The sequence below is a fragment of the Hyphomonadaceae bacterium BL14 genome, assembly GCA_027627705.1.
GTDB lineage: Bacteria > Pseudomonadota > Alphaproteobacteria > Caulobacterales > Maricaulaceae > Oceanicaulis.
On record CP091242.1, the window covers coordinates 237014 to 254969 of the forward strand.

The 17956-nt window shown below is 63.6% G+C and carries 21 protein-coding genes and 1 pseudogene; 13 read left to right on the plus strand and 9 right to left on the minus strand.

All coding sequences use genetic code 11. From position 1 onward, the window contains the following. Nucleotide 1: 1 nt before the first annotated feature. Genes L2D00_01040 through L2D00_01065 form a run of 6 tightly spaced genes read right to left on the minus strand, consistent with a single transcriptional unit; the run spans nt 2 to nt 5578 of the window. Nucleotides 2–817, minus strand: a complete 816-nt coding sequence (locus L2D00_01040) for a hypothetical protein (GenBank protein WBQ13286.1) — start codon at nt 815–817, stop codon at nt 2–4. Nucleotides 818–832: 15 nt separating this feature from the next. Further along, nucleotides 833–1558: an ABC transporter permease gene (locus tag L2D00_01045; GenBank protein ID WBQ13287.1), complete on the minus strand. Its 726-nt coding sequence runs from the start codon at nt 1556–1558 to the stop codon at nt 833–835. Next, nucleotides 1548–2435, minus strand: coding sequence for an ABC transporter ATP-binding protein (locus L2D00_01050; GenBank protein ID WBQ13288.1), 888 nt, complete (start codon nt 2433–2435; stop codon nt 1548–1550). Before L2D00_01050 ends, L2D00_01045 begins: the two co-directional genes overlap by 11 nt. After that, the gene (locus tag L2D00_01055; protein ID WBQ13289.1) at nt 2428–3297 is read right to left on the minus strand and encodes a SagB/ThcOx family dehydrogenase; all 870 of its coding nucleotides are present in this window, start codon (nt 3295–3297) and stop codon (nt 2428–2430) included. Before L2D00_01055 ends, L2D00_01050 begins: the two co-directional genes overlap by 8 nt. Before the next feature lie 25 nt (nt 3298–3322). Then, nucleotides 3323–4621 (minus strand): YcaO-like family protein, encoded by a 1299-nt coding sequence (locus tag L2D00_01060; GenBank protein WBQ13290.1) that lies wholly within the window; start codon nt 4619–4621, stop codon nt 3323–3325. Between the two features lie 3 nt (nt 4622–4624). Then, nucleotides 4625–5578, minus strand: a complete 954-nt coding sequence (locus tag L2D00_01065; GenBank protein ID WBQ13291.1) for a TOMM precursor leader peptide-binding protein — start codon at nt 5576–5578, stop codon at nt 4625–4627. Nucleotides 5579–5717: 139 nt separating this feature from the next. On the opposite strand from L2D00_01065, the gene L2D00_01070 reads away from it, so the two are divergent. The 5 genes from L2D00_01070 to L2D00_01090 all read left to right on the plus strand — a co-directional run bounded on the left by L2D00_01070 (nt 5718) and on the right by L2D00_01090 (nt 9212). After that, nucleotides 5718–6505, plus strand: a protein-coding gene (locus L2D00_01070; protein WBQ13292.1) for an IS5 family transposase whose coding sequence is annotated in 2 segments (ribosomal slippage) — nt 5718–6051 and nt 6051–6505 — 789 coding nt in all. Because the reading frame shifts where the segments join, the coding sequence is not laid out codon by codon here. A 362-nt stretch (nt 6506–6867) separates the two neighbouring features. Next, nucleotides 6868–7818, plus strand: a complete 951-nt coding sequence (dusA, locus tag L2D00_01075) for a tRNA dihydrouridine(20/20a) synthase DusA (protein ID WBQ13293.1) — start codon at nt 6868–6870, stop codon at nt 7816–7818. Next, on the plus strand, nt 7815–8630 hold the full coding sequence (locus L2D00_01080; GenBank protein WBQ13294.1) for a sulfite exporter TauE/SafE family protein: 816 nt from the start codon (nt 7815–7817) through the stop codon (nt 8628–8630). Before dusA ends, L2D00_01080 begins: the two co-directional genes overlap by 4 nt. Nucleotides 8631–8674: 44 nt before the next feature. Then, the gene (locus tag L2D00_01085) at nt 8675–8968 is read left to right on the plus strand and encodes a BrnT family toxin (protein WBQ13295.1); all 294 of its coding nucleotides are present in this window, start codon (nt 8675–8677) and stop codon (nt 8966–8968) included. Beyond that, complete coding sequence (locus tag L2D00_01090) at nt 8946–9212, plus strand: helix-turn-helix domain-containing protein (GenBank protein WBQ13296.1); 267 nt, start codon at nt 8946–8948, stop codon at nt 9210–9212. The genes L2D00_01085 and L2D00_01090 overlap by 23 nt, the downstream gene beginning before the upstream one ends. 48 nt (nt 9213–9260) lie before the next feature. On the opposite strand, the gene L2D00_01095 is transcribed toward L2D00_01090, so the two are convergent. Both L2D00_01095 and L2D00_01100 read right to left on the minus strand, forming a co-directional pair. After that, the gene (locus L2D00_01095) at nt 9261–9917 is read right to left on the minus strand and encodes a hypothetical protein (GenBank protein WBQ13297.1); all 657 of its coding nucleotides are present in this window, start codon (nt 9915–9917) and stop codon (nt 9261–9263) included. Between the two features lie 220 nt (nt 9918–10137). Beyond that, nucleotides 10138–10329, minus strand: coding sequence for a DUF1289 domain-containing protein (locus L2D00_01100; GenBank protein ID WBQ13298.1), 192 nt, complete (start codon nt 10327–10329; stop codon nt 10138–10140). A gap of 126 nt (nt 10330–10455) precedes the next feature. On the opposite strand from L2D00_01100, the gene L2D00_01105 reads away from it, so the two are divergent. From L2D00_01105 to L2D00_01120, 4 genes are all read left to right on the plus strand, one after another. Next, a complete protein-coding gene (locus tag L2D00_01105; GenBank protein ID WBQ13299.1) occupies nt 10456–11739 on the plus strand; it encodes a nucleoside transporter in 1284 nt (427 codons plus the stop codon). Between the two features lie 304 nt (nt 11740–12043). Next, complete coding sequence (locus L2D00_01110) at nt 12044–12436, plus strand: DUF2147 domain-containing protein (GenBank protein ID WBQ13300.1); 393 nt, start codon at nt 12044–12046, stop codon at nt 12434–12436. 427 nt (nt 12437–12863) lie between these two features. Further along, nucleotides 12864–14078 (plus strand): NAD(P)/FAD-dependent oxidoreductase, encoded by a 1215-nt coding sequence (locus L2D00_01115; GenBank protein ID WBQ13301.1) that lies wholly within the window; start codon nt 12864–12866, stop codon nt 14076–14078. Nucleotides 14079–14092: 14 nt separating this feature from the next. Further along, nucleotides 14093–14485 carry a DUF5368 domain-containing protein gene (locus L2D00_01120; GenBank protein ID WBQ13302.1) on the plus strand — a complete coding sequence of 131 codons (393 nt, stop codon included), beginning with the start codon at nt 14093–14095 and terminating at the stop codon, nt 14483–14485. 226 nt (nt 14486–14711) lie between these two features. Here L2D00_01120 and L2D00_01125 read toward each other — a convergent pair. After that, a pseudogene (locus L2D00_01125) lies at nt 14712–14819 on the minus strand (maltose O-acetyltransferase). A 434-nt stretch (nt 14820–15253) separates the two neighbouring features. Between L2D00_01125 and L2D00_01130 the strand changes: the two are divergent. The 4 genes from L2D00_01130 to L2D00_01145 all read left to right on the plus strand — a co-directional run bounded on the left by L2D00_01130 (nt 15254) and on the right by L2D00_01145 (nt 17846). Further along, complete coding sequence (locus tag L2D00_01130; protein ID WBQ13303.1) at nt 15254–15520, plus strand: DUF3253 domain-containing protein; 267 nt, start codon at nt 15254–15256, stop codon at nt 15518–15520. Further along, nucleotides 15507–16127, plus strand: a complete 621-nt coding sequence (locus L2D00_01135) for a uracil-DNA glycosylase family protein (GenBank protein ID WBQ13304.1) — start codon at nt 15507–15509, stop codon at nt 16125–16127. Before L2D00_01130 ends, L2D00_01135 begins: the two co-directional genes overlap by 14 nt. 156 nt (nt 16128–16283) lie before the next feature. Then, nucleotides 16284–17348, plus strand: a complete 1065-nt coding sequence (locus L2D00_01140) for an amino acid dehydrogenase (GenBank protein WBQ13305.1) — start codon at nt 16284–16286, stop codon at nt 17346–17348. Between the two features lie 72 nt (nt 17349–17420). Next, nucleotides 17421–17846, plus strand: coding sequence for a hypothetical protein (locus tag L2D00_01145; GenBank protein ID WBQ13306.1), 426 nt, complete (start codon nt 17421–17423; stop codon nt 17844–17846). Nucleotides 17847–17956: the final 110 nt, after the last annotated feature.

Sequence of the window (17956 nt, forward strand, 5' to 3'; positions counted from 1 at the left end):
ATCAGAAGCGCCCGGCGAGCGCTGCAAGCTCAGCACTGTCCGGGAAGCGGGCCCGCGCCGTCTCGTAGACCGCCTGCGCCTCGTCAGCCCGGTCCGTGTCGAGCAGAATGTCCACCAGCAGTGCATGCGCGAGGTCGTGACCCCAGGTCGGTGCCAGCGGGCGCGCCGCCTCTTCGGGGGCAGCCACGGCACGGCGCAGATAGGCCTCGGCGCGCTGGCGCCCGCCGAACTCGGGCGGCGTATTCCAGTCTGACAGCGCGTTGGCGTACAGGCCACGTACATTGTCCGGATCCAGCGCCAGCGCCTGGGCCAGGCTCGCATTCACATCCCCGATGGCGATCATGATCTCCTGGCGCGGCACGAATTGCAGATTGAGCCCGGCCGCCATGGCGTGCAGCGCATAGGCCTCGCTGTCGCGCGGCGTGATCTGGTCCAGCAGTGTCATGGCGCGCTGCAGCGGTGCTTGCGGATCCTCCACCCGGCCCGCGCGCTGGCGCTCGATGGAGAGCTGATAGAGCGCGTAGGCGAGCCAGTAGTCGCGATAATACGCCAGCGCCTCGGCATTCCCCGGCTCGACCGCTTCCAGTGCTGAGGTCTGGTCTTCAAGCGCGCCTGCCCGGGCGTCCGGGGCCGACGCGAGTGCGGCGGTGATCCGGTCCTGAATCCCGGCCAGCGCTCCGGGATCAGTAGATTCGAAGGCCGACGCGGCGGACGCGACGGGCGTTCTGGCTGGTCCGGCCTCGCCATTGCAGGCGGCAATGAACACGGCCGCTGCAGCAGCAGAGATCAGTCGGGGCAGGGCGTTGATCTGAACCATAGGGACCTCCATGGGCTAGGCCGCCCGGGCGAAGCGCACGCGCGACAGGATAAACAGAGCAGCGGACACGGACAGAACGGCCCAGATTGCGGCGGGCAGGAGCGCAGAGGCGTCGCCACGCATGATCTGGAGCACAGGCTTGAGGGGAAAGGCGTAGCCGACCGCGTCCAGCCAGGCGCCGCGCGCGCTCAGTACAAAATAGGCGTCGGACAGGAACATGCCGAGGAAATAATAGGCACTGATCAGGCCCTGATCGCGGCCGTCGCGGGCGCCCCAGAAGCTGATGGCCAGCGCCAGGAAGGCATAGATCGCAAAGCACAGAACGACGCCAGCTCCGTAGAGAGCCAGCGTGCCCGGGCCGGGCAGGTAGCCGAACAGCAGCGCTGACAGCGCGACCAGAAGGGCCGAAGAGATTGCCACGACCACGAGGCGGACCATGATGAAGGTGATGAACAGCCAGGCCGTGGGCACGGGATAGTTCTTGAACTCGCGCACAATCCCTTGCTGGTAATAGGCCTTGATCACGGGTCCTACCGCGAACAGCGCGTCGCTGCTGGCCATCACGCCCATCATGCCGGGCAGGAAGAACACCGCGTATTCGGCGTCGATGCGGAATACGAGCCCGAAAATCACGAACAGGAAGGAAGGCAGGATGATGGAGTAGAAGGTCGAGGCGAACGAGCGCGCCGACGCAAGCGCCTGGACTTTCAGCAGGGCGGCGAAGGCACTGCTACGAGCCATGAGCCTGCTCCGACAGCCAGTGATAAACATCGGCCAGATCAATGGGCAGCACCGAGTAGCCGGCGTTGGCCAAGCCAGCCTCGCCCAGCCAGGCGATCACGGCCTTGCGTTCAGCCTCGTCGCGGAAGAACACCAGGCTCACCCCGTCCCGTGTAACGACCTGACCGGGCGGGCGCGCAGCTTCGGGCAGGGCGGCGGTCTTGATCTTGCCCTCGAACGGCAACAGCGCCTTGAGAGTTCCGGCGGGCGCGGGCGGATGCAGGAAGCGGCCGCCGGAGATCAGGGCGATGCGGTCGTGGACGGCTTCGGCCTCATCCCACATATGGGTGGTGAGCATGATAGCCCCCGAGCGCTGCTCGATAATCCGCCAGAAGGCGGAGCGCATCATCGGATCCATGCCGTCCGTAGGTTCGTCGAGGATGGCGAAGGCCGGTGCACTGAACAGGGCGGCATACACTCCGACGCGCTTGCGTTCGCCCTTTGACAGAACGCCGAACGCCTTGCGTTCAAGTTCTGCGAGTTTCATCACCTCGTGCAGGCGCTGGTCCACCGGGTGTTTGTAAAGCGCCGACAGAAGCTTAAGCACTTCACCCACTTTGAGCATCGAAAACGTGGCGAAGCCGTCATAGGCGATGGCGCGCCGTCCGCGTGGCACATCGGCGCGCCAGCTGACTTTGCCCTGATGACGGATGTCGCCGGCCATCGCCTCGATCAGAAGGGTCTTACCGGACCCGTTCTCTCCCAGAAGGACAAAAGCCTCGTGCTCGGCGATGTCGAAGCCGATTGTGTGCAGCAGGGTCTGACCCCGGACGGTATAGGTCAGGTCCGCGACCTGGACGATCGGTCCGGTGTTCTGCTCCAGCTTGCGCTCAGCCATCGGGAATGCCCACGACCATCAGGTTCTGGACGCTTTCCAGCACACCATCTACGCCGAGAAAGGCATGGACCTCGTCGTCCAGATAGCCGCCCAGCATGCACGACCCCAGGCCCAGCGAGTGGGCGCACAGGCTGAGCTGCTGGGCCAGCAGGCCGGTTTCGATCAGCATGAATTTATAGCTGCGCTCGCCGTATTTGATGTAGAGGCGTTCGATCATCGAGGTGGTGATGATCACACCGCCCAGATGCTCCACCGGCGCGATATAGGGCTCTACGCCGCATGACCGGCGCACGAAGTCGGTAAAATCACCCGTGCGCACCCGCTCGAGAACATTGAGGTCGGGCCGGTAGTGATACAGGCCGCGTTCCAGATCGCTGCTGAGGGCGATCACATAAATCTCCGAAGCGAACAGCCCGCCCGGCGAGGGGATGGGCCGGAAGCGCCAGGGGATGCGGTCAGCGTGCAGCAGTTCGGTGCGTATCACGCCATAGCTGTTGAACAACAGTGCGCCCAAATGCATCAGTGACAGCGGCTGTGCGCCATAGTCTTTTGTGCTTTTGCGCGTGTGCACCAGTTCGCCCAGCCCTGTTCGGAGGGGCGTGTCGCGATAGTCATCCAGCGGGATCTGCGCCGCCCCCTGATATCTCTTGAAGGGCTGGGCGGCGCGCTTCTGGACGTAGGGATGGTCCATCATCGCGGTGCGAGGACCCATGCGCTTCAGGCGGTCACGGCTCAGCTTGGTGTTGACCAGCGTCTCCATGACCAGGCTGTTGTCGAATGTATCCAGCCGGTAGAGCGCATCATCACGGGCGCGCACTTCGGCGAGCAGGCGGTCCTCCGACAGGGCGTGTGCAGCGCTCATTTATCGCTCCAAGTCTCCGGGATCATCAAGGGAAGGGGTGCGGCAGCCGGTTCAGGGTCTCGAAGGTGCGCTGCACCTTGTGACCCATCAGAGCGGGTGCCTCATACAGCCGTTGACCGCCGAGATAATACGCAGAGTAATCACCATTAAGATGTATCAGGCCTGGAATGACAACCCTCTGAAGAGAAAAACCTGCATCCCTTAAATCAGGCGTGGTTTTGTCGCGAACCAGTATGCGCCGGCCCTGACGCGCGAAGCTGCGGGCGACCGATCCGAGCTGGCAGACCGGCTCCGGCTCGGCTTTGTCAGGCACGTCCACCTGCGCTTGCGCCGGCAGCCAGGGTTCAAACACACCCGCCAGATCCGGCCGCTTGATATAAAAAATGCCGTGATCGGCGAAGGTGCGTACATCCTCGAACCGCTCGAAACTGCGGTCATCGTCCACGAGGCTACGATAGTACGGGATCGACTGGCACAACTCGATCACGGTTTTGCGTGCGGCCTCCATCAATGTGAAGCGCGTTGCGGCACACACTGCGATGAACGGGCCGAAATCGTGCTCACCCCGCATCAGGCCAAGGACTGACGGCAGACCGATATCTGTCGTCATTTCCAGAAGATGGATGTCGAAATGGTGCGGGATCGTGTCCGAGATCATGCGGCCCAACGCGCCAGTGAGGCGCAGCTTTGGCAGCGGCAGCTCATTCATCCAGGCGATCATGAACGCATCGCGCTCGACCACTTCGAAAATGCCGCCCAGCGCCGCGCGCACAGGATCACCATGGGCGGCGAACCCGGTGGAGATTTGCTCGCTGATCATCACCGCGTCGGCGCGGAACGGCATGTAGACAAATACGGCCGGGCACAGGACATCCTGCCCTGTGGCCAGGTCGCGCATGCGCTCCCAGTGAATTTCCAGATCCTCGGTGAAGGGCGTGAATGGAAAGCCTTCGCGCTCATACTGGCTTGGATGGAACAGGGCGAAGGTCTCTGGCCCCGCAATCGCATGACCTTGCTTGCGCAAGTCGCGGGCGCTGGCGTGAACCAGGGCATCGCGGCGGTAAAAGCCCGAGCCATAGCGCTCCACCGCCTCACCGACAGTGGCGAGAAAGGCGGGCATCCAGCTCAGCCCGGCACCGCCGGCCTGGTGGACCAGAGCGTCATCACTGAATGCACGGGGGTCACAGGTGGTCGCCGAGTAGGACACGATGCGCGGGTCAAAGGGCTGATTGTGCCCACGCCGGAACTCACGCACGACGCCAAGCTTGCGCGAGATAAGCCGCGTGGAGCGCGCCACCTGGGCATGGAGACCGTGTATCTGCATGGCTCAGGCCGGCTCCAGCGTGATCGCGTCGAGCCAGGGAGCGGTGCGCTCTTCGAACGGACCGGCGCAGGTTTCACAAAACGGGGCCTTGTACAGCCGGTGGGCCGTCACGTTGTAGCTGCGCATATTGATGTCCAGCAGATAGCCAAAGCTCTGCGCCAGGTCGAACCCGGTGAGGAATTTCTCGATTTCCATTGCTGCGACCGCCGCAATCAGGGTCAGGAAGCTGGACGACGGCGTACTGGCTGCCTGCGACAGCCGTCCTGTCTCGTCCAGCCAGGTTTCGTAGCGTGTCAGGCTGGCCAGCCCGGCAGCATTGCTGCGCAGGCGGGCGCGGAAACAATCATAACAACCGGTTTCGCCGCCCAGAAAAAGCGGGCCGACATGTCCCGCGCCCTCGAACATGCCCTGAACGAGCAGCCAGGGCCGGCTCTGGGCGATCGCAGCCCGGTTAAAGGCTGACAGCAGCGAAGGGCTGGCCGCGGAGGCGTCAATTACCACCAGCTCATGGCGGCTGATGAAGCCGGCGAACGCGTCGGCCGCGTTGCGGCGGGCGAGGTCGAGACGCTCAGCCCTCTTCAGCACGGGCTGGGCTTTGAGGGCGTCACCCAGCGGCGAGGCGGAGATCAGTCCAATTGACCGATCGCCCAGAGCGGCAATCTCGCGGCGCAGGGCCTCGTATCCGTCCCCGGCTTCGCCACGTAACAGACCGGTCTCGTTCTCAAAGCTGATCAGACGGGCGTCGCGCAGTTTGAGGCAGAAAGCGTGGACCGCCTCGCGCCCATGATCGCGGATCAGGGCTTTCAATACGGCGGCGGGCGATTTGGATGTTTCTACCAGCGCCGCGAACATCGCCTGTTCGGCGTCATTGTCGAACGTGACTTTGGTAACGGCGTGTCCGTTGACCAGTTCATAGCCGCCCTCTGGCAGCGCAACGATATCGAAATGTCCCAGCATGGAGGGGCGGGCTCCTGGAGTGAGGCCGACAGTAAGCCCCGCCGGAACCGCGCCCGGCGGGGCCGGGCCTGTCTAGGACCTGTTGACGAAGTGGATTCCCAACCCGCCCGAAGCGTGATTCAAGACTGGCTTTTGGGAGGTGGTCTTGGTTCGCGGTTTGATGACGGACGAGGAGTGGGCGTTCTTTGCGCCTTTCGTGGTGGCGACCGGAGGCAAGCGGGGCCGCCCGCCTTCTGATCATCGCCGCGTGCTGGACGGCGTGTTCTGGATCGCGCGCACCGGCGCGCCCTGGCGTGATCTTCACGACTATTTCGGTCCGTGGACGCGGGTCTACCGCCAGTTCCGCCGCTGGACGCTGTCAGGCGTGTGGGAGGTGATGTTGGAAGCGCTGGGCGAGAGCGGGGCCGTACCCGACAGTCTTCAAATGGTCGATTCCACTATCGTTCGCGCGCACCATCAGGCTGCGGGCGCTAAAGGGGGACTCAAAAACAGGGTTTTGGGCGCTCAAAAGGTGGCTTCACGACCAAAATACACCTTCGCACCAACGCTGAAGGGCTGCCCATAGCCGCTGAGATCACCGGCGGTGAAGTCTCCGACTACAAAGGTTATGAGGCGGTGATGGCCGCGCATGGCCCAGTCCCGCGCGTCCTGCTGGCCGACAAAGGCTATGACAGCGACAATATCCGAACATCGCTGGAAGCCGCCGGCGCCGTGCCGATGATCCCGGCGCGCCGAAACCGCAAGAACCCCGTCCAGATCGACGACTTCGTCTATGGGCTGAGAAACCGCATCGAGCGGTGCTTCAACAAGCTGCGCTGCTCACGCCGCCTCGCCACACGCTACGACAAGACCGCCGACAGCTATCTCGGCTTCATCCATCTCGCTTCAATCCGCCTGTGGTTCCGGTACTTTGTCAACAGCACCTAGCAGCAGGACGAGGACGAGCTCGTGCACTTGCAGGACGTCGAGGTGCTCGTACAGATCGAGTCGATCTGGATATCGGGCGCCGCGCCGACCTCTGCGAACAGGCTGATCGTGGCAATCTGCATGGCTTTCTCCTTTCCGATGGCGAGCGCGTTTGCATGGCGCTCATCTTAAGTAGAAACAAGAATGCAACCATGAGTCAATATTGATGCGATAGAAAATATTTCAAATTGCAATTTTCCGGAGGCGACCGTCGGAGAGTCCGGCCGGACATCGCAGGATCGTTTGCCAGCATCGGCACCCTGGCCTACACCGCGCCCATGAGCATGTCCCCCGCCCCTGACCGGCGCTTTTGCGTCGCGCCCATGATGGATTGGACCGACCGGCATTGCCGGGCGTTTCACCGTGTCCTGACGCGCCGGGCGCTTCTCTACACGGAGATGGCGGTGGATCAGGCGGTTATCCATGGCGATGCGGCGCGCCTGATCGGGTTTGATCAAGCCGAGCAGCCTGTGGCGATCCAGCTGGGCGGATCGAACCCGGATCTGCTGGCGCGCGCAGCACACATCGCGCAAGAGTTTGGATACGTAGAGATCAATTTAAATGTCGGATGCCCGTCGGATCGAGTTCAGTCGGGCCGGTTTGGTGCCTGCCTGATGCGCGAGCCGGAACTGGTACGCGACTGCCTGATCGCGATGCGCGAGGCGGTGTCGGTTCCGGTGACGGTGAAGCACCGCCTGGGCGTGGATAACCAGGACCCGCGCGAGTCGTTGTTCGGCTTTGTCGATACAGTGGCGCAGTCTGACGTGACAACATTCATCGTCCATGCCCGCAAGGCCTGGCTCGACGGGCTCAGCCCGAAGGAAAACCGGGACATTCCTCCGCTGGACTATGATCTGGTGCGCGCGCTCAAGGCGGCGCGGCCGGATCTGGAAATTATTCTCAATGGCGGGCTGGCCGATCTCGATCACGCTCTGGTTGAAGGCGCCGGGCTGGACGGGGTGATGCTCGGGCGTGCCGCCTATCACACGCCCTGGATCCTGAGCGAGGTGGATGCGCGCTGCTACGGCGAGCCGGAGCGGGCGCCGGACCCGGTGGCAGCGCTCGAGGCCTACCGGCCGTATGTCGAGGCGCGCCTCGCGGACGGCGTGCGATTGAACGCCATAACGCGCCATATGCTCGGCCTGTTTTCAGGCCTGCCCGGCGCGCGCCAGTGGCGGCGCGTCCTGTCAGAGAACGCCCACAGGCCGGGAGCAGACTGGACGGTGGTGGAGGCGGCGATGCAAGCCGTCGCGGAGGCGCGCGAAGCGGCATGATCGAGACCTATGGACTGTTCATTCTGGCGCTCATCGCTGTGGGCGCCTTTGCGGGGCTGATCGCCGGCCTGTTCGGTATTGGCGGCGGGGTCGTGATGGTCCCGGCCATGTATTACACGCTGAAGCTCCTAGGCTATCCCGACTACGCCATGCACGCCGCGGTGGGCACATCGCTGGCGGTCATCGTCGTCACCTCGCTGCGATCGGTCGCCGCCCATGCGGGCCGGGGCGCGGTGGATTTCAAGGTTTTGCGCCAGTGGGCCCCCTGGATCGTGCTGGGCGCGCTGGGCGGATCGGCGCTGGCGGGTGCCATCCCGACGCGCGGACTGGTGATTGTGTTTGCGGTCACCGCCTTCATTCTAAGCGCGCAATTCTTTTTCGGACGGGCCGACTGGCGGTTGGGCGACGAGCTGCCCGGCCAGCCCTGGCGTGCGGGCCTTGCCGGGTTCATCGGCGTGCTGTCGGCGCTGATGGGCATTGGCGGCGGCGTGTTCGGCGTGACGCTGCTGACGGTGTTCGGACGCCCCATCCATACCGCCGTGGCCACGGCGGCCGGGTTTGGCGTGGCCATCGGGGCACCGGCGGCTCTGGGTTTCGTCATCACCGGCTGGGCGGTCGAGGGGCGGGCGCCCCTGTCGCTGGGTTTTGTCAGCCTGCCCGGCTTCGTCATTCTCGCGGCTGCAGCGGTGTTCGTGGCCCCGATGGGTGCCGCTTTGGCCCACCGGCTCAACGCGGCGCGGCTGCGCCAGGCGTTTGCCGTCGGCCTGGCGCTGGTGGCCGCCAACATGATCCGCTCCGCGATCTGGGGGTAGGGGTCAGACCTTCTGGCCTGTGGAGGGTTGAAGGGGGTGCGGCAATGCCGTATATTCAGCTCAAGTTGGAATACGATCCTGATAAGGATGACGCGAACCGCGACAAGCATGGCGTGTCGCTTGGCTTTGCGTTGGAGGTGCTGGCTGACCCCGGCCGGGTCGATGTTCTCGACACCCGGTTTGACTATGGCGAGGAGCGCTTCGTGACATACGGGTTCGCTGAAGGACGGGTCTGGGTTTGCGTCCATGCATCACGCAGCGGCGCAGCCCGCATTATTTCGGTCAGGAAAGCCAATGAGCGCGAAACCCAAAGATATGAAGGCGAAAACCGCCCCTGATCCCGATGCCCCTCTGTCCGATGAGGAATTCCAGCAGGGACGTTTCGCGGTGCTGGCCCGCACCGCGCGGGCGGCTACGGGTTTAAGCCAGCCGGAATTCGCCAGGCGCTATGGCGTGCCGGTGGCGAGCCTGCGCGACTGGGAGCAAGGCAGGCGCAAGCCCGACGCAGCCACCCGCAATTATCTGCGTGTGATCGCCTCCATGCCCGACGCAGTGGCGCGCGCGCTGGATGGCGCAGCCTGAACCAGGGTCAGTCCCGGCCAATATGATCCGCTCGGGGGCGGTGAGCTATTAGAAAGGAATGTCGTCAAACTTTACTTCGATCGTGAAATCTTTCGTTATTGTGCCCTCCGACGTGGCAATATCCAATCGAACAACACCTTTCGAATGGTAATCCTCTTGCTCTGGCTCTCCAGAGAATTTCGACCAAAGACGTCGCTTGAATTTTATTTTCAATTTCATGAACGCATTGGGTAAAAGTCGACGCACGCTTGGAGTTATCTGATGATTTCGACGCTTTTTTCCATCTTCATCAATTTCAATCGCGGGGCATTCTTTTTCATCTAAATATAATGTCCATAGTGGTTGAGTTCGAATGTATAAGCTATCAATTTCGGGACTCCGGTTGTCCGAGTTATTTTTAAGTTCAAGAGAGAGGTCAAAGGTCCCGAAATGATAATATGTCTCTTTATCTAGCAAGCCATCGGACGCCTTTGCGCTGACGCTAATCGTCTCAGTTTTGCGGCGCTTTGCCTCGGATGCAAGCCACTCGATCTTCGGAGTAAGTTTTGAAGCCAAATCGGAGGCAGTTCCATCGTAAATCACATGAGAATGATGTTTGAGGTCAAATGGGATGTCGTGCGCATTTTGAGTAACGAGGGCGCACAGTTTGTTTTTAGCATGTGCATAACCAACTTCATAAAATACATTTGGATTTTTTCCTGTCATTTCATCAATTATAAAATCAGCATTTTAAATTTGACGGTATACGCGCTCTAAAATTGTCTCCGAGAAATGTTGTTCGTCTACACGCTCCGCAACGACGCCGATCTCGTTAGCAACAGATTTTATTCCAAATTTATATATATCTTTAAATTTCTCATCGAATGGCATTAGCACAAAAGCGAAGGGCTTTAGCTCACTCATGTTGGGGCGCTCCCTTTCAGGTTCACTTGCTGCCAGTTGCCAAGTAAGCAGATTCCCGCTGCCTCAGCTTCGGCTTCACAGCCTCGCGTTCGGCATCGCTCATGCGCGTCCAGCGGCCCAGCTCCTCCATCGTACGGAAGCAGCCCACGCAGATGTTCTGCGCCGGATCGACAAAGCAGACTTTGATGCAGGGCGTCCAGATCGGGGCGGTCATGGCCGCTTGATGACCTGCCTGCGCACGGGACGCAAGGGCGTCTGGCCAAGCGCGCGTGTTTCGGTATGTTGCGATCTCATGACGGGGAGCGCGCGTGGCGCGCCGTGATCGGGGATGTGTCCGGGCATGATCGAAGATTTCGGCCTGCAGCTGCGCAGCTTTCTGGGCGTGTTCGCCTTCCTCGCGCTCGCCTGGGTGCTTGGCCCGCGCAAGTCCATCCCCTGGGCCCTGATCGCTGGCGCAGTGGCCGTTCAGTACGTGATTGCCGTGGCGCTATTCAGTTTCGCGCCCACACGCGCCTTCCTGTCCTCGCTGACGGGCGTGGTGGAGGTGCTGCAGGCGGCCACCACCCAGGGCACCAGCTTCGTGTTCGGCTATCTGGGCGGCGGCGAAAGCCCCTTCGTGGTGCGCGAGGGGGGTGAGCGCTTCCTGTTCTCCTTCGCCTTTCAGGCCCTGCCCATGGTGATCGTGCTGTCCGCGCTGTCCGCGCTGCTGTGGCGCTGGCGGGTTCTGGAGTTCGCGGTGCGCGGATTCGCGCTGATGTTCCGGCGCATCCTCAATCTCTCCGGCGCGGCGTCACTGGGCGCGGCGGCGAATATCTTCCTGGGCATGACCGAAAGCCCGGTGCTGATCCGGCCGCGCCTGCCCACCATTTCCAAATCTGATCTGTTCCTGATCATGACGGTGGGCTTCTCCACCGTCGCAGGCTCGGTGATGGCGATCTATGTCAGTCAGTTGACCGGCATTCTGCCTGACGCTGCGGGCCACATCCTGACCGCCTCGCTGATCTCGGTGCCGGCGGCGGTCGTGCTTGCCCGTCTGATGCATCCGCAAGACGAGGAAGAGGGCGTTGCGGGGACCGAGAAAATCCCGGTCAATCTCTACCATTCCTCCATGGACGCGCTGACCACCGGCGTGTCGGACGGCGTGCGCCTGTTCATCAATATCATCGCCATGCTGCTGGTGTTTACCGCGCTGATCGCCCTGCTCAACTTCGCGCTCGGCGGATTTCCCGATGTGTTCGGCGCGCCGTTGACCGTGGAGCGGGCGCTGGGCTGGCTGTTCGCGCCGCTGGTGTGGCTGGCCGGGGTGCCGTGGGCCGAATCCCAGGTGGCCGGGTCGATCATGGGGTTCAAGACGGCGCTGAACGAGATTTTCGCTTATGACGCGCTGGCCCGCTTCGCCGAGGACATGAGCCCTCGCACCCGGCTCATCATGACCTATGCGGTGTGCGGATTTGCCAACTTCTCCTCGGTGGGCATCCTGATCGGCGGCCTGATCGCGGTGGCACCCAGCCGGCGCGAGGACATCCTCAAGCTGGCCCCGCGGGCGTTGATCTCCGGCACCTTGGCGACGCTGATGACGGGTGCCGTGATCGGTGCCCTGCCGATGGCGCTCTTCGGGGCCTGAACCGGGGGCGATGGCAGTCTGGCGCAGCGCGTCACGGATAGACTTCCGAATCTGCGATCTGGCGCCGGCATGCCGGCGATTTCGGGATTCTTCGCCTTCAACCCGCCGCCATCTGACACGTGACAGGCGTACGCACTGGCCATTCTGGAACGCGATGGCGCGGCAAAGCATCAAGGCAGGCCTCGAAGGGCACACACACGGATCGGCTTGGGCCAGTCTTTGCGCCAGACTTCCGTTGCGCAACCACACCGCTTGCGCAAATCGTGGCGGCGGTGGAGATTGAGTGTCCAAGGAGGACACCATCATGAAATCCAGTGCATTCGCAGCGGTGTTCTTGGCCGCCGCAATTACTTTCCCGGCGCAAGCCGATCCGGTTCATGGCCTCTGGCGCACTGCGCCGGACGATAACGGCAACACTGGCATCGTCGAGATCACCGCCTGCGGCAACCGGATCTGTGGTGCCCTTGTCGAAGCTCATGACAGCCAGCAGCAGGTCGTGAGCTCGCCCAATGTCGGGCGCCAGATCGTCTTGGACATGGAACCGCGTGGCAGCGGTCAGTATCGTAACGGCCGGGTATGGGCGCCCGACCGCGACCGTACCTACAACGCCCGGATGGAGCTGCGGGGCGACCAGCTCGCGGTCTCGGGTTGCGTGCTGATGGTCTGCCGCGACGCGCTCTGGACCAGGGCGCATTGAACGCAGGCCCGGTTGCGCCTTTTCCTGGCGGTGCTGCACGCGCCAGATGGCTGGACGGCGGAGTGCGGCGCAGTGCCGTGATCCTGCGGGTCAGCCGGGCACCCAATCCGTGCGCCCGGCTGTCTGGCGCGCAACGGAAAAGCGATCGCGCCGCCAAGTTCATTGCCCTTGGCTTCGGTCAGCAATGGTCCAGTCGCTTCAGTGCGGCGATTTGTGTTGGCCGGGAAGCGCATTATCCGGTAATATAGCCATAAATAAAATAGGGTCGGGAGCACGAATAGTGGACCAGTCAGACAGGTTGAGGACGGAACCGCCGCAAGTACAAGATCAGCTGGCTGACGCATCCCGGAGGCGTTTCCTCACTCTGGGCGCGGGCGGCCTGGCCGCCGCCTCTGCTCTTGCGGCCTGTTCGCCGCGATCATCCAAGGTGCAAACCCGGGCCCACATTGTGATCGCCGGGGCAGGGGCAGCCGGCCTGACGGTCGCCAACCAGCTGGCGCAGCGCCTGGACGGGGCGCGCATCACCCTGATTGATCCGCGTGCGCGCCATCTTTATCAGCCCGGCTTCACTCTGGTCGCAGCCGGTCTGGAGCCTGCAAACTATCCGGTGAGCCGGACCGGTGATTACATTCCACGCGACGCCGACTGGATTGAGGAAGGGGTCGCCGCGTTCGATCCCGATTCCAACGCTGTCGTGACCAGTTCGGGGCGGCGGGTGGCCTACGACTATCTCGTTGCGGCGGTCGGCATTGATCTCGACTATGACGCCATTGAAGGCATGGATGTCGGCCAGATCGGCCAGAACGGCCTGGGCAGCGTCTATCACAGCCCTGAAGCCGCGCAGGCGACCTGGCAGGCGATGTCTGGTTTTGCCGACGCGGGCGGTGACGCCTTGTTCATGCGCCCCGCCACGGAAATGAAATGCGCAGGCGCGCCGCTCAAATACACCTTCATCACCGATGATGTGCTCAGGCGGCGGGGCAATCGCGGCCGGGCACGTCTGACCTATGCGGCGCACAATAATGCGCTGTTCAGCGTGCCGATCGTGTCGGAAAAAGTGCGCATGCTGTATCAGGACCGTGGCGTGGATACGGTGTACAGCCATGTGCTCAAGTCCATCGATATCGGCGCGCGCCGCGCCGTGTTCGATACGCCGGCCGGCGAGACCGAGCTGGGCTATGATTTCATCAATGTCATCCCGCCCATGCGGGCTGCACGGGCGCTGCGCGACAGCCCGCTGGCGTGGGGCAGCGGACCGTTGGCGGCGGACGGCTGGGCGGAAGTCGATCGCCACACCATGCGCCACGTGCGCTATCCCAATGTGTTCGTCGTCGGCGATGCGGCCGGTGTGCCCAAAGGCAAGACCGCAGCCAGTGTGAAATGGCAGGCGCCGGTGGCGGCCGATCATATCGCAGCCGATCTGGCGGGCGGAACCAGCGACAGCCAGTTCAATGGCTACACCTCGTGTCCGCTGATCACCCGGCTGGGCCGGGCGATGCTGGTGGAGTTCGACTATCAGGACAATCTCACACCGTCCTTCCCCGGCGTTATCGCGCCGCTGGAAGAGCTCTGGATTTCGTGGGTCATGAAAACAATCGCGCTCAAGCCAACCTATGTGGCGATGCTGCGCGGCGACGCTTAGGAAGGCGCCAGACCATGCAAGAACTCGATCCGGCGGTTCTCGTCGCGGTATTGCTGGAAATGATGGGGGTCTGGTTCTGGCTCCTCCTTCTGCTGGCACTGGCTGGCCTTTGCGGTTTCGGCTGGGTCGTGTGGCGCGAACGCACCGTTTCCAGCGCCCGTCTTGTGCGCGCCCAGGCATTTGCGCTGCTGGCCGGAGCGGGCGCTCTTGTGCTGATGGCCCATGTCACCCGCTCCGGGTTCACCGATGCCGGCGGGCCGGTGGACTGGCTCCTGATCGGGGTGATCTTTGCGGCTGGTTGGATTGGCGGAACAATCCTGCTGTATGCGGCGATCGGGCTGTGGCCTGTGCTGCCAGGGCGGGCGCGCCTCGAGGTGCTGCTGGCCCGCAAACCGGCGGTCAGCTGATCCGGCTTGGCTGCAGGACAGGCTAGTCCCCCCGCCGCGGCCACACCTTGCTGCGCAGCCAGCCGAGAGTGGAATTGCCTTTCAGCGCGTCCTTGTAGGCGTTCTCCATGAAGGCATTCAGGCCTTCGGGGTCGCCCAGCATGTCCATGCGCGTCTTGTACGGCCCGTCCGGGTCCAGCGTTTTCACCGGTGCGGCAGGAATACCGGCGGCGACCGTGTTGGCGGGAATGTCTTTGGTGACGACGGCGCGGGCGGCGATGACGGCATTGTCGCCAATGGTCACGCCCTTGCCCACAAAGGCGCCGTCGCCGATCCAGACATTGCGTCCGATCACAATCGGCGCGCTGGCCGGGCGCGGATCGATGCGGTCATAGAGATCATGCCAGTCGCTGTCGGACAGGGTGACATTGCGCGCGATCAGCGCGCCGTCGCCGATCGTGATCGCCTGCGCGGCCAGGACGCGCACGCCGCCGGCAAAGAAGCAGCAATCGCCGATCTCGATCCGGCCCGGCGCATCCTGCGGCGACCAGACGGTGAAGCTGACGGGCTGGTCACGCCGGCTGACAATGTGGATCGCGCGCCCGGCGCGCACATTGGGTCCGAACACCTCCACATTCCACGGGCGCACGATTTTGGGATGGGGGCCCAGCGCCTCGAAATGCGGGGCGAGGAAGCGGCCGGCCCAGGCGTTCTCGAACGCCTCCCACAATGCGTGCATCCAGTAAGGGCGGTGGTCACGGCGCATGGGGCGGGCTATCCGTTTCAGGCATGAGCGACGATCTGATTGAAAACGCGATTCTCACCCTCGCCGAGCAGCGCGGGCCTGGCAAATCGATTTGCCCGTCGGAAGCCGCGCGCGAGGCGTTCGCTGAAGACTGGCAAGGGCGCATGCGCCATGTGCGCGCCGCCGCCGTGCATCTGGCCCGCCAGGGACAGGTGATGATCCTGCGCAAGGGCAAGCCGGTGGATCCGGAAAACTTCAAGGGGGTCTACCGCATCGCTATCGCGCCGGTGGCGGGCGATGAGCCGGGCTGAATACAGCACCGCACCCGAATCCATCGAGGCCGTGCTGGCCGCAGCGCGGGCCTGCCGGGTCTGCCAGGGTGCGCTGGCCCATCCGTGCCGGCCTGTGGCGCAGGCGCACGCCACTGCGCGCATCCGCATTGTCGGCCAGGCACCCGGCGTGCGGGTTCAGGCCAGCGGGCGGCCGTTTACCGATCCGTCCGGTGTGCGGCTGCGCGACTGGATGGGGGTGGACGAGGCTGAGTTTTACAACCCGGCCCACATCGCCGTCACGCCCATGGGGTTGTGCTTTCCCGGCCTCGACGCCAAGGGCGCTGACAAGCCGCCGCGCCGCGAGTGCGCGCCGCTCTGGCAAGACCGGTTCACCCGCGCGCTTCCCGACGTGCGTCTGACCCTTCTGGTGGGCGCCCATGCCCAGCGCTGGCATCTGGGTGCAGCGGCGGACCGCACGCTCACGCAAACGGTTTTGCACTGGCGAACGCATGCGCCTGAGTTTGTTGCGCTGCCACACCCGAGCTGGCGCAACAATGCCTGGCTGGCGCGTAACCCGTGGTTCGCGCAGGAGCTTTTGCCCTGGCTGAGGACGCGCGTGCGCAGCATTCTCGATGGTGGCGATTGACCGGACAAATCGCCAGCGGTTTCCAAGGCTTGCGCGCAGGTGCCCCGCCTTGTATCCCGCCCGCGCATATTTCCAGACGCGCATTTACAGTCGGCGAGCCAAGACCGGCGGCGCGTCCGGCTCCCGTTCCTGAGGCCGCATGAAGGACTCCCCCCTATGAGCGTGTTTGAGCATTCCGCCTTTGACGATCACGAAAAAGTCCTGTTCGCCACCGACCCGGCGACCGGGCTGAAAGCCATTCTGGCGGTGCACTCCACCGCCCGCGGCCCCGCTGTCGGCGGCTGCCGCATGTGGAGCTATCCCAGCTCGGTGGAAGCGCTGACCGACGTGCTGCGCCTGTCCCAGGGCATGAGCTACAAGAACATCATGGCTGACCTGCCCATTGGCGGCGGCAAGAGCGTGATCATGCGCCCCGAGGGCGAATTTGACCGCGAGGCCTTGTTCGAAGCGTTCGGGCGTGCGCTGGAATCGTTGAACGGCCAATACATTTCGGCTGAAGACGTCGGCGTGTCACCGGCCGACATGGTCGCGGCCCGTCGCACCACGCGCCATGTGGTCGGCCTGCCGGACGGCACGGGCGACCCTTCGCCGGTGACCGCCAAGGGCGTGTTCCTGGGCATCCAGGCCTGCGTCGAGCGCGGACTGGGCAAGGCTGACCTGAACGGCGTGCGCATCGCGGTGCAGGGGGCTACCGGTCATGTCGGTGCCTATCTGTGCCGTCACCTGGCCGACGCGGGTGCCGATCTGTTCCTGACCGACATCAAGGCCGAGCCCCTGGCCGAGCTCGCGCGCGAACTGGGTGCGACGGTCGTCTCGGATCCGGGTGCCATTTACGATGTGGATGCCGACGTGTTCGCGCCCTGTGCGCTGGGTGCCGTAATCAATCCGTCCACCATCGGCCGGCTGAAGGTGAAGATCGTCGCCGGCGCGGCCAATAATCAGCTGGAAACCCGCGATATGGGCCAGGCGCTGATGGATCGCGGCATTCTTTATGCGCCCGATTACGTCATCAATGCCGGCGGCATCATCAATGTGATGGGCGAGCTGGACGCGCGCTTTGACGCCAAATGGGTCGAGGGCAAGCTGGTCACGCTCAAGCAGACGCTGGGCGAAATCATCGACGCGGCGGCCAGCGAAGGCCGTCCTGCCAACATGGCTGCTGACCAGCTGGCGCGCGAGCGCCTGGCCGAAGCGGCGCTGGCGCGCAAGCAGGCCGCCTGAATATGCTGATCTGACGCTGGCAGGCTGAAGCCGGCAACACAATTGCAATGAGTTGAGGGGCAGGATCGGACCATGATTGGTCTCATCCTGCCCTTTTTTCTGTTGATCGCCGCTCCCGGCCTGCCGGCCGGGGCGATGCTGAGCGATCATGAACGTCAAGGTGCTGTGATCGCGAGCCCGGACGGGTTGGCCGAAGCCAGCGCGAACGCCTGCGCGGCGGTGTGCGGCCTGCGTGAAGCCTGCATGGCCTGGAGCTGGCGCCCTGCAGTGGGTCAACGCCCTGGACGCTGCGTTTTGCTCGGCGCTGTACGTCCTGCCACGCCATCGCCTGGGTCGGTGACCGGCCTTTCGCCGGCTCTGGCGGCGCAGATCGAGGCGGCGGGGAACCGCGCGCCCAACGCCCGCGAGCGCGCGGCGCTGCAAGCCCTGGACGCCGCTGACGCACGGCACCCGCCCCTGCGAAGGCCGGACCGAGAGCCCGGACTGGCCGGGGGTTAACGTCTGGGCAAGGGTGTTGCCCGGTTTCTCTGGTGCAGGTCACGCAGCCACGGATTCTTTACCTGACCATGTCATATTGCCGGTCTCGTATTCCGTGTCACGGAGTCCCG

Excerpts from the sequence above, each read along its gene's own strand:
- L2D00_01040 (WBQ13286.1), bottom strand. The coding sequence starts at position 817 with ATGGTTCAGATCAACGCCCTGCCCCGACTGATCTCTGCTGCTGCAGCG.
- L2D00_01045 (WBQ13287.1), bottom strand. The coding sequence starts at position 1,558 with ATGGCTCGTAGCAGTGCCTTCGCCGCCCTGCTGAAAGTCCAGGCGCTT.
- L2D00_01050 (WBQ13288.1), bottom strand. The coding sequence starts at position 2,435 with ATGGCTGAGCGCAAGCTGGAGCAGAACACCGGACCGATCGTCCAGGTC.
- L2D00_01055 (WBQ13289.1), bottom strand. The coding sequence starts at position 3,297 with ATGAGCGCTGCACACGCCCTGTCGGAGGACCGCCTGCTCGCCGAAGTG.
- L2D00_01060 (WBQ13290.1), bottom strand. The coding sequence starts at position 4,621 with ATGCAGATACACGGTCTCCATGCCCAGGTGGCGCGCTCCACGCGGCTT.
- L2D00_01065 (WBQ13291.1), bottom strand. The coding sequence starts at position 5,578 with ATGCTGGGACATTTCGATATCGTTGCGCTGCCAGAGGGCGGCTATGAA.
- dusA (WBQ13293.1), top strand. The coding sequence starts at position 6,868 with ATGATGGATTGGACCGACCGGCATTGCCGGGCGTTTCACCGTGTCCTG.
- L2D00_01080 (WBQ13294.1), top strand. The coding sequence starts at position 7,815 with ATGATCGAGACCTATGGACTGTTCATTCTGGCGCTCATCGCTGTGGGC.
- L2D00_01085 (WBQ13295.1), top strand. The coding sequence starts at position 8,675 with ATGCCGTATATTCAGCTCAAGTTGGAATACGATCCTGATAAGGATGAC.
- L2D00_01090 (WBQ13296.1), top strand. The coding sequence starts at position 8,946 with ATGAAGGCGAAAACCGCCCCTGATCCCGATGCCCCTCTGTCCGATGAG.
- L2D00_01095 (WBQ13297.1), bottom strand. The coding sequence starts at position 9,917 with ATGACAGGAAAAAATCCAAATGTATTTTATGAAGTTGGTTATGCACAT.
- L2D00_01100 (WBQ13298.1), bottom strand. The coding sequence starts at position 10,329 with ATGACCGCCCCGATCTGGACGCCCTGCATCAAAGTCTGCTTTGTCGAT.
- L2D00_01105 (WBQ13299.1), top strand. The coding sequence starts at position 10,456 with ATGATCGAAGATTTCGGCCTGCAGCTGCGCAGCTTTCTGGGCGTGTTC.
- L2D00_01110 (WBQ13300.1), top strand. The coding sequence starts at position 12,044 with ATGAAATCCAGTGCATTCGCAGCGGTGTTCTTGGCCGCCGCAATTACT.
- L2D00_01120 (WBQ13302.1), top strand. The coding sequence starts at position 14,093 with ATGCAAGAACTCGATCCGGCGGTTCTCGTCGCGGTATTGCTGGAAATG.
- L2D00_01130 (WBQ13303.1), top strand. The coding sequence starts at position 15,254 with ATGAGCGACGATCTGATTGAAAACGCGATTCTCACCCTCGCCGAGCAG.
- L2D00_01135 (WBQ13304.1), top strand. The coding sequence starts at position 15,507 with ATGAGCCGGGCTGAATACAGCACCGCACCCGAATCCATCGAGGCCGTG.
- L2D00_01140 (WBQ13305.1), top strand. The coding sequence starts at position 16,284 with ATGAGCGTGTTTGAGCATTCCGCCTTTGACGATCACGAAAAAGTCCTG.
- L2D00_01145 (WBQ13306.1), top strand. The coding sequence starts at position 17,421 with ATGATTGGTCTCATCCTGCCCTTTTTTCTGTTGATCGCCGCTCCCGGC.